The 16,208-nt window shown below is 70.1% G+C and carries 19 protein-coding genes and 2 pseudogenes; 8 read left to right on the top strand and 13 right to left on the bottom strand.

Annotation, left to right across the window (positions count from 1 at the left end; all coding sequences use genetic code 11):
• Window positions 1–20 precede the first annotated feature (20 nt).
• A complete protein-coding gene (locus C6376_RS31380; RefSeq protein WP_107446480.1) occupies window positions 21–1,286 on the top strand; it encodes a cytochrome P450 in 1,266 nt (421 codons plus the stop codon).
• A gap of 187 nt (window positions 1,287–1,473) precedes the next feature.
• On the top strand, window positions 1,474–2,439 hold the full coding sequence (locus tag C6376_RS31375; protein ID WP_107446479.1) for an L-tyrosine/L-tryptophan isonitrile synthase family protein: 966 nt from the start codon (window positions 1,474–1,476) through the stop codon (window positions 2,437–2,439).
• A gap of 117 nt (window positions 2,440–2,556) precedes the next feature.
• Here C6376_RS31375 and C6376_RS31370 read toward each other — a convergent pair whose 3' ends face one another.
• Together C6376_RS31370 and C6376_RS46230 are read right to left on the bottom strand one after the other, a co-directional pair.
• Window positions 2,557–3,129: a carbonic anhydrase gene (locus C6376_RS31370; RefSeq protein WP_107446478.1), complete on the bottom strand. Its 573-nt coding sequence runs from the start codon at window positions 3,127–3,129 to the stop codon at window positions 2,557–2,559.
• A gap of 812 nt (window positions 3,130–3,941) precedes the next feature.
• Window positions 3,942–4,070, bottom strand: coding sequence for a hypothetical protein (locus C6376_RS46230; RefSeq protein WP_301554723.1), 129 nt, complete (start codon window positions 4,068–4,070; stop codon window positions 3,942–3,944).
• On the opposite strand from C6376_RS46230, the pseudogene C6376_RS45680 reads away from it, so the two are divergent.
• Window positions 4,033–4,170 (top strand): annotated as a pseudogene (locus C6376_RS45680) (winged helix-turn-helix transcriptional regulator); the annotation flags it as partial. The gene C6376_RS46230 and the pseudogene C6376_RS45680 sit on opposite strands and share 38 nt — an antisense overlap.
• Before the next feature lie 191 nt (window positions 4,171–4,361).
• Here C6376_RS45680 and C6376_RS31355 read toward each other — a convergent pair.
• Window positions 4,362–4,697 carry a helix-turn-helix domain-containing protein gene (locus tag C6376_RS31355; RefSeq protein ID WP_107446477.1) on the bottom strand — a complete coding sequence of 112 codons (336 nt, stop codon included), beginning with the start codon at window positions 4,695–4,697 and terminating at the stop codon, window positions 4,362–4,364.
• A 64-nt stretch (window positions 4,698–4,761) separates the two neighbouring features.
• Between C6376_RS31355 and C6376_RS31350 the strand changes: the two genes are divergently transcribed.
• A complete protein-coding gene (locus C6376_RS31350) occupies window positions 4,762–5,631 on the top strand; it encodes an NmrA family NAD(P)-binding protein (RefSeq protein ID WP_107449304.1) in 870 nt (289 codons plus the stop codon).
• 54 nt (window positions 5,632–5,685) lie between these two features.
• Window positions 5,686–5,820: pseudogene (locus C6376_RS31345) on the top strand (SnoaL-like polyketide cyclase); the annotation flags it as partial.
• Window positions 5,821–5,962: 142 nt separating this feature from the next.
• Here the strand turns inward: C6376_RS31345 and C6376_RS31340 are convergent.
• Genes C6376_RS31340 through C6376_RS31295 form a run of 10 tightly spaced genes read right to left on the bottom strand, consistent with a single transcriptional unit; the run spans window position 5,963 to window position 14,826 of the window.
• On the bottom strand, window positions 5,963–6,733 hold the full coding sequence (locus C6376_RS31340; protein ID WP_216825629.1) for a sulfite exporter TauE/SafE family protein: 771 nt from the start codon (window positions 6,731–6,733) through the stop codon (window positions 5,963–5,965).
• A complete protein-coding gene (locus C6376_RS31335) occupies window positions 6,730–8,397 on the bottom strand; it encodes a rhodanese-like domain-containing protein (protein WP_107446476.1) in 1,668 nt (555 codons plus the stop codon). Before C6376_RS31335 ends, C6376_RS31340 begins: the two co-directional genes overlap by 4 nt.
• Window positions 8,394–9,260, bottom strand: coding sequence for an ABC transporter permease (locus C6376_RS31330; RefSeq protein ID WP_107446475.1), 867 nt, complete (start codon window positions 9,258–9,260; stop codon window positions 8,394–8,396). The genes C6376_RS31335 and C6376_RS31330 overlap by 4 nt, the downstream gene beginning before the upstream one ends.
• The gene (locus C6376_RS31325; RefSeq protein WP_107446474.1) at window positions 9,257–10,444 is read right to left on the bottom strand and encodes an ABC transporter substrate-binding protein; all 1,188 of its coding nucleotides are present in this window, start codon (window positions 10,442–10,444) and stop codon (window positions 9,257–9,259) included. Before C6376_RS31325 ends, C6376_RS31330 begins: the two co-directional genes overlap by 4 nt.
• A complete protein-coding gene (locus C6376_RS31320; protein ID WP_107446473.1) occupies window positions 10,437–11,201 on the bottom strand; it encodes an ABC transporter ATP-binding protein in 765 nt (254 codons plus the stop codon). Before C6376_RS31320 ends, C6376_RS31325 begins: the two co-directional genes overlap by 8 nt.
• On the bottom strand, window positions 11,198–12,013 hold the full coding sequence (locus tag C6376_RS31315) for a flavin reductase (protein ID WP_107446472.1): 816 nt from the start codon (window positions 12,011–12,013) through the stop codon (window positions 11,198–11,200). Before C6376_RS31315 ends, C6376_RS31320 begins: the two co-directional genes overlap by 4 nt.
• Entirely contained in the window at window positions 12,010–12,678 is a 669-nt protein-coding gene (locus C6376_RS31310; protein ID WP_159083312.1) for an RNA polymerase sigma factor, read from the bottom strand. The genes C6376_RS31315 and C6376_RS31310 overlap by 4 nt, the downstream gene beginning before the upstream one ends.
• A complete protein-coding gene (locus C6376_RS31305) occupies window positions 12,675–13,769 on the bottom strand; it encodes an acyl-CoA dehydrogenase family protein (protein WP_107446470.1) in 1,095 nt (364 codons plus the stop codon). Before C6376_RS31305 ends, C6376_RS31310 begins: the two co-directional genes overlap by 4 nt.
• 53 nt (window positions 13,770–13,822) lie before the next feature.
• Window positions 13,823–14,275 carry a cyanase gene (gene cynS, locus C6376_RS31300; RefSeq protein ID WP_107446469.1) on the bottom strand — a complete coding sequence of 151 codons (453 nt, stop codon included), beginning with the start codon at window positions 14,273–14,275 and terminating at the stop codon, window positions 13,823–13,825.
• An 8-nt stretch (window positions 14,276–14,283) separates the two neighbouring features.
• Window positions 14,284–14,826 (bottom strand): OsmC family protein, encoded by a 543-nt coding sequence (locus tag C6376_RS31295; protein ID WP_107446468.1) that lies wholly within the window; start codon window positions 14,824–14,826, stop codon window positions 14,284–14,286.
• 261 nt (window positions 14,827–15,087) lie between these two features.
• Here C6376_RS31295 and C6376_RS44800 point away from each other — a divergent pair, with 261 nt between their 5' ends.
• The 3 genes from C6376_RS44800 to C6376_RS31285 all read left to right on the top strand — a co-directional run bounded on the left by C6376_RS44800 (window position 15,088) and on the right by C6376_RS31285 (window position 16,051).
• Entirely contained in the window at window positions 15,088–15,309 is a 222-nt protein-coding gene (locus tag C6376_RS44800) for a nuclear transport factor 2 family protein (RefSeq protein ID WP_216825628.1), read from the top strand.
• Window positions 15,306–15,530, top strand: a complete 225-nt coding sequence (locus C6376_RS44795; protein ID WP_216825627.1) for an ester cyclase — start codon at window positions 15,306–15,308, stop codon at window positions 15,528–15,530. The genes C6376_RS44800 and C6376_RS44795 overlap by 4 nt, the downstream gene beginning before the upstream one ends.
• 125 nt (window positions 15,531–15,655) lie before the next feature.
• On the top strand, window positions 15,656–16,051 hold the full coding sequence (locus tag C6376_RS31285; protein ID WP_107446467.1) for a nuclear transport factor 2 family protein: 396 nt from the start codon (window positions 15,656–15,658) through the stop codon (window positions 16,049–16,051).
• The last annotated feature ends 157 nt before the right edge of the window (window positions 16,052–16,208 follow it).

The raw sequence follows: 16,208 nt of genomic DNA, 5'->3' as shown, positions 1-16,208 counted from the left end.
ACCTGTAGAGGAGCCTCCCCATGACCATCCAGGAACCCTCGGCGGCCGCGGAGCCGGAGACGACCTTGCCCGACCCGGTCCCGCTGATGGGCTGCCCCTACAAAAGCAATCCCTACCCCCTCTACGAGAAGATGCGCGAGGCCAGCCCGGTCCACCGCGTGCTCTTCCCCAGCGGGGTACAGGCGTGGCTCGTCACCGGATACGAGGCCGCCCACGCCGCCCTCAACGACGACCGCCTGGGCAAGAACCACGACCGCGGCAACGACCGCTGGCGCGCCCGCGCCTCGATCATGCCGGAGCCGCAGCACTCGCAGCTCCAGGTCCACCTCCTCCACCAGGACCCGCCCCAGCACACCCACATGCGGCGTTTCGTCACCGACGCCTTCACCCCGCGCCGCATCGAGCAGCTGAGGCCCCGCTTCCAGGAACTGGCCCACACGCTCGTCGACGCCCTGCCCGAGACCGGCCCCGCCGACCTCGTCACCGGCTTCGCCGCCCACTTCCCCTTCCAGGTCCTCGCCGAGATCCTCGGCCTCCCCGCCGAACTGGCGTCCCGTTTCAACCGCGACTGGGGCAAAGTGGTCCAGCCGGTCGGCCCCACCGACCCCGGACGCCCAGCGTACGAGGCGCGGCTGCACGGCCTGCAGAGCTACATCGCCGACATCGTCGCCCACAAGCGCGAGCACGGGGACGACGACCTGCTCAGCCGCCTCGTCGCGGCCCGCGACCACGACGAGCTCTCCCATGAGGAACTGGACTCGATGATCTTCCAGCTCCTCGTGGCAGGCCAGGAGCCGGTCACCAACCAGATCACCACCGCCCTGATCGCGCTCTTCCGCCACCCCGGCCAACTCGCCCGGCTCCGCGACAACCCGGACCTGCTACCGCGCGCGGTCGAGGAGCTGCTCCGCTATGACAGTGCCTTCGAGCTGACCACCTGGCGCTTCTTCGACCAGGACAGCGAGCTGCACGGTACCGAAGTCCCGTCCGGAGATTCCGTGATCGTCTCCCTGTGCGCGGCCAACCGCGACCCCCGCCGCTTCCCCGACCCTGACACCCTGGACTTCGAGCGATCGCCGAACCCGCACCTGTCCTTCGGCCACGGCATCCACTTCTGCCCCGGCGCCGCCCTCGCCCGCGCCGAACTCCAGATCGCCCTTGGCACCCTGCTCACGCGCCTGCCCGGCCTGCACCTGGCGATCAGCGACGAGGACATCAAGTGGATCCCGGCCGTCCTCGGCCGCGGCACCAACCACCTGCCCGTCGGATACGACCGACGCCGCTGACGCCTGACATCCGGCCGACAGGGCCCGGTCCCACAATCCGCACTGGTCCCGGCCGCCCAGGCTGACCACCCACCTGACCACCGTCGGCGCCCGGCGCCCCTCCCCCAAGCTCTCGGCTTCGCTTGAGCAGGGGGGACCCCCATCGGCGCCATACGGCCATGCCCGCATGCCCTCACGGAGGACCCACATGCCGCTGACGACCGCGCCGGACCCCCGCTCCACCGGCATCAGCGCCGCGATCCTGCGCCTGCTCCTGCCGTATCACCGCACCACCGACCACGCGCCCGCCACCGCGGAGGCGTTCCGGCACCAGCGGCGCCGTATCGACGGCTTCGTAAACGAACGAGAACCCGTCGTGTTCACCCTGCCCGGCTTCCCCTGCAAGTCCCCGAACCCGGCCAAGGTGCTCGGCCACCTCCCCGACCAGGGTGAGCGACTCTCCCTCACCTTTCTCCACACCCTGTGCATGAACATCGAACGGATCTACGCACCGGGCGCCCGGATCGTCATCTGCTCCGACGGCCACGTCTTCGGCGACCTCATCGGCGTCCCGGACGACCGCATAGACGCCTACTCGGACGAACTTCGCGCGGTCATACAGGCGTTGGATCTGCACCACCTGTCCGTCTTCGACCTGCGCGACATCCTCGGCGACCTCCCCCACGACACACAACGCGCCCGCATCCACGACCAGTACGCCCCGACCCTGGAGGCCCTGCGCGCCGAGGTCCGCACCGACGCCCACACCCTCGCCCTGTACCGGGGTATCACCCGCTTCCTCGTCGACGACACCGCCGACTTCACCGGCACCCGCTCCGCCCTCCAACGCGAGTGCCGCAAGCGCGCGTACGGCGTCATCCAGCGCAGCCGCGCCTGGGGCGCCCTCATCGCCGAGCACCACCCCCGCGCCGTACGCTTGTCCATCCACCCCCAGCCCGTCGGCGCCGCCAAGTTCGGCATCCGCCTCCTCGACGCACCCGATGCCTGGACCACTCCCTGGCACTCGGCGGCCCTGCGCGATCCCGACGGCAGGTGGACGCTCATGCCCCGGGCGAGGGCGGAGCGGCTCGGCCGTCTGGTCCACCGGAACGGCAGACCGAGCCACTTCGAGGAGGCTGACACACGCGCCGCCGTCAATCCATGGGGTGCGTAAACGCCGCCGCCCGGTAGCAAGCGCACGCCATTCAAAATCCCGGATCAGCCGACTCCGCCGAACTGTCGACGCAATGCGACCTGCCCGGCGGAGTCGGTCGATCGGACAATTACCTGGTCAGGCGGAAGGCGCTCCGGTGAGCACTTCCACCCGGCCGGTGTCGAGCGAGTAATAGGCGCTGACCACCGCCAGAGATCCCTTCTTCACGAGCGGGCCGAGATCCTTGTTGGACCGAAGCGCGGCAGAGGTCTGCTTCACGTGGATGCGGGTCATCGCGTCCACCGGGTCGCCGTGCTTTTCCTCCACGGTCTCCTCGTACGCCGGCCGCAGCGCGTCGGCGATCGACTGGAGGTTGCCGGGGAGCTTCTTGCCGCCGCGCATGGCCTCGTACGACGCCTTGACGGCGCCGCAGCGCTGGTGCCCGAGGACGACGATCAGGGGAGTTCCCGAGGTCATGGGCCCGTACTCGACGGAACCGGTGACCACCGAGTCGACCACCTGCCCACCGGTGCGCATCACGAACAGGTCGCCGAGCCCGGTGTCGAAGAGCAACTCCGGCGGCACGCGGGAGTCGATGCACGAAAGGATCACGCCGAAGGGGTCCTGCTCCTCGGCCACGAATTCTCGCCGCTCGGGGTCTCGGTCAGGATGCTGGAGGCTGCCGTCCTGCCAGCGCTTGTTGCCGTCCATCAGCCTTGAGAATGCCCCCCACGGCGAGGAGGGGCGGGCGTTCGGGGCCGGCGAGGCGGTTGCCGCGGCCGCTGCGTTTGCCGCTTTCCCGTTTTCCTTTCCCTCTGACTTCGAGGAACAGCCGGAGAGCGCGACAGCGGTGGCCGCCAATCCTCCGGTGAGAAAGGTTCTGCGGAGCGGATTTCCAGCTACAGACATTGCTCGGTCTTCCTTAGGTTTACGCCGGATTCCCCCCGAGCGCTTTGAGTACGTAGTTATATCAGGGGCAGGTAATGCGAGGTGAAAGACCGATGAGGACTTCACGATGAATTGATGGAGGATGGATGGGGATGTGTGCGCCATGCGGGCGGTGTTGTGAAAAGGGGTGATTCCCGGATCGCGGCGTCGAAGGGCGGGAAGTGTGACGTGCGCCATGCCACCCCATTGGTTACGTTGAGGTGACTGGCTACGGATCACGAGTATGGGTGGCGCCAGGAAGGACTCCGGCAAAGCAAGGAGATCGGCCATGCAGTTCGCCGAAACACGCCTTCTGGAACGGCAGCTGAGCCCAGAACCCCGGAGTCCTTCTCGTCGGCGGTCACACCCGGCCGTCGCACCCCCCGAACGTCGCCCGGAGTCCTATTCCCCCGAGTGCCCGGGCGACAACCAAGGCCCCGGCGGTCATCTGCACCGGCCGCCGGGGCCGTTTTCCTGGGCGCGGCGGCTTCGTCGGCGTCGCGGGGCGTCGTCCGTCGGTCTCAACCCTGACCAGCCTTTTGGTTGACCATCTGGAGAGGCGTGAGGCATGACGCAGCAGGCGGACTTTCACGTGCTCACGGGGAGACGTGCCCCTCCCGGACGTCCCTGTCCCGCATCGCCAACAAGTGGACCGCGATGGTGGTGATCGCGCTCGGCACCGGCCGGATGCGCTTCGGCGACCTGCGCGCCACGGTCCAGGGCATCAGCCCCAAGGTCCTCACTGGCACGCTACGGGATCTGGAACGCGACGGCCTCGTCGCGCGGTACGCCTACGCTGCGATACCGCCCAGGGTCGAGTACGAACTGACCGCGCTGGGACACACCCTGCACACGCCGCTGCACGCACTGGGCCGCTGGGCCGCTGGGCCGCTGGGCCGCTGGGCCGCTGGGCCGCTGGGCCGCTGGGCCGCTGGGCCGAGGAGAACATTCCCGAGGTACTCGCCGCCGCGAGACTTACGACACCCTGCGCCGACTTCCTTCCCTGGCGTCCCGTCTCACGACGCCGCGTCAGGAACCGGATCCGGGATCGACAGCGCCCAGGTGGCCATAGCTTCGAGGACTTCGCGCAGTCCCTCGCCGAGTGGGGTGAGGCGGTATTCGACGCGTGGCGGGATCTCTGCGTACGCGGTGCGGGTGACGATGCCGTACTGCTCGAACTGGCGCAGGCGGCTGGTGAGCGTGTGCGGGCTGATGCCGGGCAGGGTGTCGCGCAACTCGGTGAACCGCCTGGGGCCCAGGAGGAGTTCCCGCACGATCAGCGTGGCCCACGGACCGTTGAGCAGGGTGAGGAACCGGGCGACCCCGCACCCGGGCTCGCAGAACTTGTTCATTTTTTGAGCATATCCCATTAGTGCAGTTGATGTAACTGGTGCAGCCTATGCACTAATGGGGCTCATGACGTACGTGATTCATGGCGCCACCGGCGCCCAAGGTGCTCCTGTCGTCCCCGCCCTGGCCGCTGCGGACGAGTCCGTCGTGGCCCTGACCCGCAATGCGGAGGCCACCGTCGCCGGCGCGCGCGTGGTGGCCGCCGACTACTCCTCCGTCGAAGATCTGACCGAGGTTTACCGTGACGCCGAGGGGGTGTTCGTCCACCTGCCGATAGTCGCGGAAGAGGACCGCCGGGCCTACGCACGCAACGTCGTCGCCGCCGTCCGCGCGGCCCGGCCGGCCCGCGTGGTGTTCTCCACCAGCGGCTTCGTCGTCGATGACCCCGGTAACAGCGATCAGGACGGCACGGCCGAGAGCGCGGTCGCGACGCTGGTCGGTGGGCTGGCGGACAGCGGCGTGTCCTACGCGGTGATCGAGCCCCGGCTGTTCTTCGAGAACCTGCTCATGCCGCACGTGGTCGGAGCGGTCCGCGAGCAGGGCGTACTGCGCTATCCGCTGCCTGCCGGCTTCCGCGTCTCATGGGCCTCGCACCTCGACATCGCCGACGTCGCCGCCGCGCTGTTCGAGCGCCCGGATGTCACCGGTGTGGTCTCCGTCGGGCAGTACCCGGCCATCACCGGACAGGACCTGGCCGAGGCGTTCAGTGCCCGGCTCGGGCGGGACGTGGTCTACGAGGCGATCACTCCCGACGCCTTCCGCGCATCCGTCGCGCCCGTGATCGGGGAGGGCCCCGCCGCAGACGTCGCGGGCAGCTACCAGGCCATGCAAGCGCTGCCGGACCGCTCGATCGCACCCGAGCGCTCCGCCCAGAAACTGCTGGGCGTCGCTCCCCGGACCGCGATCCAGTGGCTGACCGACATAGGAGTGGCATAGCACGTGCCCACGGCATCGGGGCCGGGCAGTTGCACACAGGACCGCCCGGCCCCGATGCCGCACCTGACGGTCGCGCTGAAGCAGGTGCTCGCGGAGGGCGACCTGGTGGCCGTGCGCGCCCACTTCGTGACCGCGCCGGGCGAGCGGGGCCAGGTGATCGTCGACCTCTTCCGCGTGCTGGACGGGAAGATCGTCGAGCACCGGGATGTCATCCAGGACGTGCCGGAGACCTCCGCGAACAGCAACACGATGTTCCAGACACGCCAGGACCGCGGGTCGTCGCCGGCGCCTGCTCCGCCGGTGCGCGATCGCACGGAGAGAAAGCGCCCTTTCAGGTGGCCGCCACGCGAACGAGTACGAAGCCCGCGACCGCCAGTACGAAGACCGAGAACGCGCGTCGCAGCGCCCTGGCCGGAAGCCGGCAGCCCACCGGCGCGGCCGCGGCGGCGCCGAGGAGGGCGCACGCCGTGAAGCTGCCCGCCAGCAGCGGGTCGAGATTCACGTGACCGAGCCAGGACGCCAACCCGCTGAACGAGTTCAGCACGATGATCACCAGCGCCGTGCCCGCCGCCGTCGCGATCGGCAGCCCCAGCACCACCGTGAGCGCGGGAACGATGAAGAACCCGCCGCCCACGCCGAACAGCCCGGTCAGAAAACCGACCAGCGCACCGACAGCCACGGCGCGCGGCAGACACCGGCGCAGCTCCGTCCCACCGTCCGGCGCGGCGCAACCGGTACGGCGCACCGGACGGTCGAGGAACATCCGCGCCCCGGTGACGGCGAGCAGGATGCCGAATCCGGCGAGCACCAGGCGCGGGTCGAGCCGGCGGTTCACCAAGGCGCCGCCATACGTCGCTGCCGCACCGGTCACCGCGAAGATGCCCGCGATCCGCCAGTGGACGTGTCCGGCGCGGATCCGGCTCACGGACGCGACCGTCGCCGAACATCCCACCACCAGCAGCGACATCGGCACCGCCGACGTCGTCGGCAGCCCCGCCACGAAAACCAGGACCGGCAGAGCCAGGATCGAGCCGCCGCCTCCCAGCAGTCCGAGCGCGCCGCCGACGAGCAGCGCGAGCACGAGCGTGGCCAGCAGCGTCATGGCGATGCCTCGACGCCCGGTGATCCGGACTCCAGCCAGGCGCGCAGACAGCCGTCGACGAGAACGACGTCGTACCCGTGTGCTGCGAGCAGGGACGCCGCCACCGTCGCCCGGTAACCCGAGGCGCAGTGCACCCAGATCTGCCGGGCCGGCGGCAGTTCGCCGCGGCGCGTCAGGAGTTCGTGCAGCGGGATGGGGACCGAGCCGTGGACAACCCCGTCGGCGTGTTCCGCGGTCCGGCGTACGTCGAGGACGAGCACGTCGGTCCGCTCTCGAGCCCGCGCCAGTTCCTCGTACGACGCGCGCGGCAGCGACGCCAGTGTCGTTTTCCCGGCGAGCGCCTCGATGGGGCCGCTGGCCGCACCGGCCAGCTCGTCGATGCCGATCCGCACCAACTCGCGCTGTGCCTCGGCCACCTGATCGGGCGTCTCGCCGACGAGCGTGAGCGGCATGCCCTCCGGCAGCAGCCAGCCCAGGTGCGTGAGGAAGCTCGCGGACAGCTCGAAGCTGAGGGAGCCGGGCAGATGCCGGCGTGCGTACGCCGTACGGTCCCGCAGATCGACCACCCACTCTCCGGCGTCGGTCCGGGCGTGCAAGTCCTGCGGCGCGGCCGTTTCGGGCGGGGTCAGGTCCGCAGGAGAGGGGCCCGCCCGGTTGACCGGGGCCATGCGGGCGTACCAGGCCGGGACATCGGACAGCCCGGCGAGCAACTGTGATACGTAGGCGTCCTCGTCGAGCAGCAGCGCGGGGTTGCGCTCGCGTTCCCGCCCGATGGTCGAATGCTCGCCGTCGGCCGGGGTGGCCGCGCAGAAGGAGCCGAACCCGTGCGTCGGCAGCACCCGGGTCGTGGCCGCCGCCTCCGTGGCGAGCCGGCGGACCGACGCGTGCTGGGACCGGGCGAGCGGCTCGGTGTGCTCCGAACCCAGCAGGTCGGTGCGCCCGGTCGTGCCGTACAGCATCGAACCGCCGGTGAACACCGCCACCTCGTCGCCGACGGCGTCGGTCAGCAGGTAGCTCACGTGGTGGTGGGTGTGCCCCGGCGTCGCCACGACCCGCATCCGCATGCTGCCGACGTCGAGCACCTCGCCGTCGACCACGCCGAGCCGCCCGAAGCTCACTTTCTCGGCCGCCGGCAGGACGTACGTCGCCTCCAGCGACCGCGCGAGCTCCAGCCCCCCGGTCACATAGTCGTTGTGGACATGGGTCTCGAACGCATGGCTGAGGCGGACGCCCGCACGGTCCAGCAGCGTCCGTATCCGGTCGGTGTCGCGCTGCGGGTCCACGACCAGCGCCGTGTGGCCGTCGTGGGCGAGGTAGCTCCGGTTGCCCAGTCCTGGCGTCTCGATGATCTCGACGGTCAGGGGACGCACGGCCTTGGGTTGCTCCAGTGGGCCACCGTCGCGCTGCCATCGCACGATGCCGCCGGTGAGGGTGCGGGCGTCGTATCCTCTGCCGCCGAGCCAGGAGCTGATGCGGTCGGCGCGGCGACCGGACCGGCAGATCACCAGGACCGGGTGGCCGGGGTCGAGTTCACCGAGCCGGTCGGGGACCTCGTCCATGGGGATGTGCCGTGATCCGGGGATGCGTCCCGTGTTCCACTCGTGGATTTCGCGGATGTCGAGGAGTTGGAGGTCGGTGAGGGCGGTGACCTGGTCCGGGGTCATCGGGCTGCTGCCTTGCGCTCACGGCGGGGCTGCAGCAGCCACCGTGCCTGGGCGTCGATCGCGTATCCGATGAGGCCGATGATGAGGATGAGTGCGGTGATGTCGCTGTAGGCGAGCTGGTCCTTCGCGTTGAGGATCGCGTACCCGAGTCCGGAGGTGACGCCGAGCATCTCGGCGGGCACGAGCACGACCCAGCTGATGCCGATCGCCATCCGGATGCCCGACAGCAGGTAGGGCTGTGCGGAGGGCCACGTCACCGAGCGGACGACCTCCCACCAGGTGGCGCCCAGGCCACGAGCCACGCGCAGGTGGTCGGGATCGATCCGCCGTACGCCGTCGGCCGTGCTCATCAGGATCGGCCAGACCGCGGTCGCCGCGACCAGCGCGATCACCGGGCTGTCGCCGATGCCGAAGAGGCTGATCGCCACCGGTGCCCAGGACAGTGGCGAGATCATGCGCAGGAACATCAGCACCGGCCGGGTGCCGCGCTCCACGATCCGGCGCGATCCGATCGCGGCGCCGGAGAGGATGCCGGCGACGGCGGCCAGGGCCAGGCCGGCCGTCAGCCGCCACAAGCTGCTGGTCGCGTCGTCGAACACGGACCCGTTGCGCAGCAGCGCGACCAGGGCGTCCCAGGTCGGCGCGGGCGCAAAGTCGTGCAGCATGGAGCCGGTTGCGGCGAGCACCTCGGTGACGAACCACCACAGCAGCAGTGCCGCGGCGACTCCGATCACCGGCGCCAGGGTGATCGCGGCGGTGCCCACACGGGCAGGGATACGACGGTCACGGCCGCTGCGCGGGCTCGGGGGCGCGGTACCGGCGCTGACGTCCTCCTCGGTTTCCTCAGTGACGAGCGAGGTCATGGTTCGATCAGCTCCTTGCGGTTACGAACCAGCGGGATACCGACGGAGCTCAGGGCCCGGGTGACGAAACGGTCGTCGACGAGTTCCCGGTGCGCGGCGGCACCGGTCAGGCCGGACAGGAACGAGGTGTCGCCGTCGACCGTCGTCCTGCCCATCAGCTCCACGAGCGAGGTGGTGTAACTGGCCGCCGGGAAGGCGGAGAAGCCGAGCCGCTGGCCCTGCCATGCCGGGTGCCGCAGCACGTCGCGGTACGCCGCGGCGGTGCGGTTGAAGACCTTGTCGATCGCCTTCACCGGCTGTGGGAGGTAGCCGGTCGGCCCTAGCTCCCGCGCGCCGCGCGTGCGGTGCGCGGAGAGCCACTGCTGGGCCCGGACGACGGAGGAGACCAGCGCGGTCGCGGCCTCGGGGTGCGCGGTGGCGAGGTCCTCGCGGACCGTGACGGCGCAGCAGGCGTGGTCCTTCCACACGTCGCCGAGGAAGCGGAGCACATGGCCGGCCCCGCTCGCCTCGGCCAGCGCGGAGAACGGGTCGGCGACGACGAAGCCCGCGATCGAACCGGTCTGCAACGCGGGCACCATGTCGGCCGGTGACATCACCAGCAGCTGAACAGTGCCGGCCGCCGCGGACGCCGTGCCGGTGACCGCCTTCAGACCGGCGGCGGCGAGCATCCGCTGGAGCAGGACGTTGTGCACCGACCACCAGAACGGGATCGCCACTTTCGCACCGGCCAGCTGAGCGACGTCGGTGATCCGCGGCGCGACGGTGAGCGCGGATCCGTTGGTGTGCCCCCAGGCGACCACCTTGATCGGCGCCTTCTTCGCGATCCGCAGCTGCAGCGCCATCGGCATCAGCATGTGGACGACATCTACCTGACCGGTCGTCAGTGCCTGGGCGAGGCTGTCCCAGGAGCGGAACAGCACGGGGCGTTCGGCATCGACGCCGGCGTCGGCCAGCAGGCCGCGCTCGTAGGCGACGAGGAGAGCACTGGCGTCGGTGATGGGCAGGTATCCGATGCGCAGCGGCCGGTCCAGGAGGCCGCCGTGGGTCGAGGCGGAGGGGGCGACGGAGCGGACCGCGCCCGTACTGGCCAGTCCGGCCAGCGTGGCCCCGGTGAGCACCCGGCCGCCGAGGCGCAGTGCGCCCCGGCGCGAGTACGGGCGGTAGGGCCGTGAGGTCTCAGACATGGCCCGGCTCCTTCGCCGCGGTGTGGTAGGCCGCCTGGATCTCGGAGCGCAGCTCCGCCTGGCGGGCGGAGCGGCCCGGCGGGCCGCCTTGCGACTCGGGCTGGTTGGTCCAGCGGTCCGCGATACGCCCGCCGGTGCCCAGCAGCACGATCTCGTCGGCGAGCACGAGTGCCTCGTCGATGTCGTGGGTGACCATGACCGTGGTCCAGCCCCGCTCGGTCACCTGCCGGCGCAGCCAGCTCTGCAGTTCGGCGCGGGTGAGCGGATCGAGCGCGGAGAACGGCTCGTCGAGCAGCAGTACGTCCGGCGCGATGGCCAAGGCCCTGGCGAGCGCGACCCGTTGGGCCTGGCCGCCGGAGATCTCCTCGGCGTAGCTGTCCGCCACGGCGGTCAGTCCCAGCAGCTCCAGCAACTCGTCGACGAGTTTCCGGGGGACGTCCTTGTTGGCGGCGTACGTCTGGCCGAGTCCGGCGTTCTCACGCACCGTCAGCCAGGGGAACAGCAACGGCGCCTGGCGGACGGTGCCCTTCTTGAGGTCGTGCCCGCCGGAGTCGATCTCGCCTCGACTCGGCGCCAGGTCGCCCGTGAGTACGTGCAGCAGCGTGGATTTGCCGGCACCCGACTGGCCGAGCAGGGCCAGCACCCGGCCGCAGTTGATGGACAGGGAGATGCCGTCGAGCACCTGCTTGTCGCCGCGGCGCACGGACACATCGATCAATTGCGCCACCAGTTGGCCGGTGCGGAGTCTCGGCGTCATGGTGTGCCGTCCTTCCGGCCCGCCCGCCGGTCACCGGTCGACGGCGGTACCACGGTCGGCTTCCAGTCGTGCAGGGCGCCCGCCTGGTAGAGCAGCGGGGTGTGGGCCGACCGGTGCAGGGCGTGCACCCGGGCGAGGAGGATGACGTGGTCACCGCCGTCGTAGATCCGCACGATGTGGGTGGACAGCCAGGCGGCGGTCTCCTCGATGAGGGGGACGCCGTGGGGCCCGGTCCGGTGCTCGACGACGGCGAAGCGGTCTTCCACGGGAGAGGCGAACGTCTTCGCCACGTGCGCCTGGCCGCGGGACAGCACGTTCACGCCCATCGGGGAACCGACGCGGAAGGCCGGCAGGCAGCTCGCCGCCCGCGCGACACACACCAGGATCAGCGGCGGGTCGAGGGAGACGCTGGTGAACGAGCTCACCGTCATCCCGACCGGCTTACCGGCCGGAGCCGTGGTGATCACGGTGACTCCGCTGGGGAAGGCGCCGGCCACGGCCTTGAGCGCCTGCGGCTCGATGACTTCCTCGGGCTGCCAGTGCCCCACCGCGTCCTCGTCGACGAGTGTGAAGCGCGGCCGGGAGTCGATCTTGTCGAGCAGTTCCCTGACCCGCGGGTCATCGTTCGGCAGCGTCTCGGTGTCCATGCCGCGCAGGAGGCGGCGTACGTCCTGGAGTTGTTCCAGGTAGACCTCGCAGGGCGGACAGTCCTTCAGGTGCTGCACCACCTCGGCCTGCCAGGTCTCCTCGTCGGCGTCGAGCAGGTCGTCGACCATGCCGATGAACTCGCGGCAGTCGAGTACGGTCGTCACGGCCGGATTCCCTTCTTGTCCTGGTAACACTCCAGTGCGCCGCGGAGCTTCACGCGGCCGCGATGGAGGAGCGCACGCTGGTTGGTGTCGTCGAGGTCGAGCAGTTCGCGGGTCTCGGCCGCCGACAGCCCCTCGACGTCGCGCAGCAGCACGACCAGGCGCTGGTTGCGCGGCAGCCCGGCCAGTGCGTCACAGACCACGCCCATCAGCTCGGCGAACATCGCCGACTCCTCGGGCAGGAAGCGGCTGGTCGGCGGTACGGACCAGTGGTGGGCCTTCGGATGGCCCTCCGGGTGCATGCGCTCCGCGAACAGGTCCGTCTCCCCGAAACCGGCGCTCTCCCGCTGGGCACGGCGCAGTTCGCGTTCGGCGAGCTTGAGCGCCTTGTTGCGCAGCACTCCGAACAGCCAGGTGCGAAATCGTGACCGTCCCTCGAAGGTGTCGACCCGGTTGAGAACGGCGATCCAGGTCTCCTGAACGACGTCCTCGGCCAGGGTCCGGTCACCGGGGATCAGCGAGTCGGCGAAGCGCAGCATCGCCGGGTAATGCGCGGAGATGAGCGCCGCGACTGCGTCGCGGTCCCCGCCCTTGAGCACCGCCGCCTCCGGACAGTACGACCGTGCATCCTCCGGGGGCACTTGGCCCCGTTCCGCCTCGGTGCTCATGGCCGGCACTGGGCGAGCTCCCACTTCAGCTGGGCCTCGGAGGGGGACTGCACCGGGATGAAGAACGACTCCCGGAAGCGCCGCGAGGCACCTGAGGTGCGGGCATAGCCGCGCCCGCCGGCGGTCTTCGCCTCCAGGGTCGCCGCCTCTGTGGCGACCTCGGCCGCCGCGAGCCGCATGGACAGCATCTCCATGCAGGTGGCCGGGTTGCCGGATCCGACGCGACGCGCGACGTCACGCATCGCGGTACGCGCGACGGACAGGCGCCCGGTGGCCCGGTCGACATCCCCGGCGAACACCGTGTTCACCCCGGTCAGGCTGGCCCTGGCGTTGTCGAGGCAGGTGCCCGCCAGGCCGACGCACAGTGCGGTCTGCAGGGTGAGGAAGGTGCCCCGCACGGAGGCGAGGAAGCCTTCGAAGTCCCGGGTCAGCACCCGCTCGTGCGGCACCTTCACGTCCTTGAGGTTGAGGTAGGACGACGCGGTGCTGCCCAGGGCGAGCAGCGGGAACGGACGGCCGACGCTGATGCCCTCGCTGTCGAGCGGCAGGGCGACGACGATCCGGTCGCCGGCGTCGGTACGGGCCGCGGTGACCAGCACCGCGTCGTCGTACAGGTTGGACGCCCAGCGGATCGGCCCCGACAACTCGTAACCGTCCTCGGTGGCGGTCGCCGTGATCTCCAGCGATCCGCAGCCCGCCAGTTCCCGGAAGGCCGACGCCATCCCGGTCACGCCGGGCACGGTGCCAGCGCGGAGCCGTTCGGCCTGGGCGAGGGCGTACGGCGTACCGGACATGAGCAGGTACTCCAGGCACATCCGGTGCGCCCATGTCGTGAACGCGGAGCTCACACAGCGGGCGGCCAGGGCGCTGATCACCTCGGCCATGCCCGGGAGCCCGCCGCCAGCGTTGCCGGGAGCACCCAGGTCCGTGGCACCGGCCTCGGCCAGCCAGGTCAGCACCTGCCGGGCCTGGCCGGCCTCGTCGGCGTCCAGCCGGTCGGCTCCCTCACCGACGCGGGCCAGGACGGCCTCGAAGGCCACTTGGTCGAGGTCGGCGACGCTGCCGACGGGGGATGCGTGCACGGTGGTCATCAGTCCTCCAGATGGTCGGGGAGTGGTCCCGGTACGCCGGCTCTGCCTCGGCGCTACCAGCGGTAGTCGAGGAACTTGCCGTCGAACGTCACCACCACCCGGTCGCCGTCGTGGTGGGCGCGACGCTGGATGTCGACCTTGAAGTTGATCGCCGACATGATTCCGTCGCCGAACTCCTCGTGGATGAGCTCCTTCAGCGCCGGGCCGTAGACCGACAGCGCCTCGAAGAAGCGGTAGACCGTCGGATCCTTCATCAGCTCCGGGTCGACGCCGCGTGCGGGCTGCAGTTGCATCGACTCGACGACGTCGTCCCCGAGCCCGAGCAGCGCGGCGACGGCCGCCGCGTCCTCGGCGGTCATGGGGTGCTGGCCAAGCAGCGCCGCCACCGTCCACACGACCGGCTTGTCGATCTCGGCGGCGATCGCCGACCAGGTCAGGCCCCGGCGGATCCGGGCGGCGGTCACCAGGGCCGCGGCCTCGGACTTGGGCAGGATCGGAGTGCTCATGGCGGGCCTCAGCCGGTGGTCAGGGTCGAGGAGATCTCGACGTTGTTCGCGAACGTGTTGACCACCGGCGACCACGTCATCGCGCTGTCCTTGATCTCGCCGAGGACCTCGTCGTCGGCGTCGCCGGCGAGCGTGACGGAGCAGCGCACGGCGGTGAAGCCCAGTACCTTGCCATCCGGGGTGTCGCCGACGCCCCAGACGGCGGAGATGTCGATGTCGCCCTCCATGGCGACCTCGATCCTGCTCAGGGTGACGCCGCGCTGGGTGGCGTTGGCGAGCAGGCCGACGGAGACGCAGGAGCCGAGGGCCGCGAGCGCCATCTCGGAGGGGTTGGGCGCGGCGTCGTCACCGAGCAGGTGGCAGGGCTCCGAAATCAGCACCGGCTCCAGGGTGCGGATCTGTGTCAGGTTGCGGAAGCCGCCCTCGCAGGTGGTCACGGCCTTAAGCGTCTTCCTGCCGGTGCTCGGGTCCGCCTTGGCGCTGCTGGCGAGTGCTTCCAGGCCGTCGGCGTCGATGCTTTCAAGGCCACTGGTCGGCACGGTCTGAGTCATGGCTTCGGATCCCTCTCTTCGCGTTCCGCTACCTGCCGGCGGCTGCCGCAGCGGCTTTCACGAGGTGAGTTCCGGTGGAGGCGCCAACCGTGACACCCGGCGGCCGGAAAAGGCCGTCCGAGAGGGGGTATTTACATCCCGCTAACAGCAGGGCCGTGAACGCCGGGGCCGCGTAACCCCCGGGTAACACCGAGGCGATGTGTGATGTGCGACACATCGATCCATTGGTTACGTTGAGGTGCCTGGTTACCGAGGGTGAGTATGGCGGTGCAGCAGGACGAACTCACCGAAGGAGAGGGGCCGGCCATGGGGTCCACCACCGCGCTCAGGATCGCCCGGCAGTACGCCGACGCGGTCTCCGCGAAAGACTTCGCCACCGTCACGGGCTTGTTCGCCGATGACATCGTGTGGCACCAGCCGGGCGACAACCGCTTCTTCGGTTCGCATCGCGGCACGGCCGCGATCGGCGAGTCGGCGGCATGATGGCGGTCGCCGAAGGGACGTTCGCACTCGAGCCGACCATGGAGCCCATGGCGAACGGCTCGCTGGTCGCGGTACCCGTCCACTTCTCGGCCGAGCGGGACGGCGTAGTGATGGGAATGAACGGCGTCGACCTTCTGCGAATCGAAGGCGAGCGCATCGCGGAGGTGTGGCTCTTCTCGGCCGGCCAGTTGGGCGAGGACGAGTTCTGGGGCAGTGCCTGAGGGGGGTCTGCCGAAACCTGACCGGGCGTCATCGATCCATCCCAAGTCGCGTATGTCGCGCCTCGCATCCAACCTGTAACAGCAAGTCGTACTGCCTCTATGTCAGGGGCATAAGGAGTGTTGTCATGACCAGCAAGAACGTCGACATCGCGAGTGAGTACTTCCAGGCCGTGCGGACGGGTGACTTTCCCAAGGTGGGCGAGCTTCTGGACGAGGGGATCGTCTGGCACCAGCCGGGCGCCAACCGGTTCTCCGGTGAGCACAAGGGGCGCGACGCCGTCTTCGCGATGCTCGGCGGGATGATGGAGGCCAGCCAGGGCTCCTTCGCCATCGACACGGTCCACGCCCTGATGGGCAACGGCGACATGGTGGCCGCCTCGATCCACTTCGCCGGGCGGCGCGAGGACGCCTCCATGAGCATGGACGGCGTGGATGTCCTGCGCCTCAGGGACGGCAAGATCGTCGAGATGTGGCTGTTCTCCGGCGACCAGGTGGCCGAGGACGCCTTCTGGGGACAGTAGGCCGCCCGCATCCTTCCCAGGCGGAAGCCGTCCGGCACTGCGGTACCGTGCCGGACGGCTTGTTGCGTGGGTCGCCGGGCGGCCGGCGGCAGGATCCCTCGACTCCGGGCGACTCCGGGCGCGAGTTCAGGGCGCCGCCCGCACCGTCGGGTCCACC

This window comes from Streptomyces sp. P3 (assembly GCF_003032475.1).
Lineage (GTDB): Bacteria > Actinomycetota > Actinomycetes > Streptomycetales > Streptomycetaceae > Streptomyces.
Note: the sequence above shows the minus strand (reverse complement) of the source record. Positions and strands in the feature narration are given on the sequence as shown.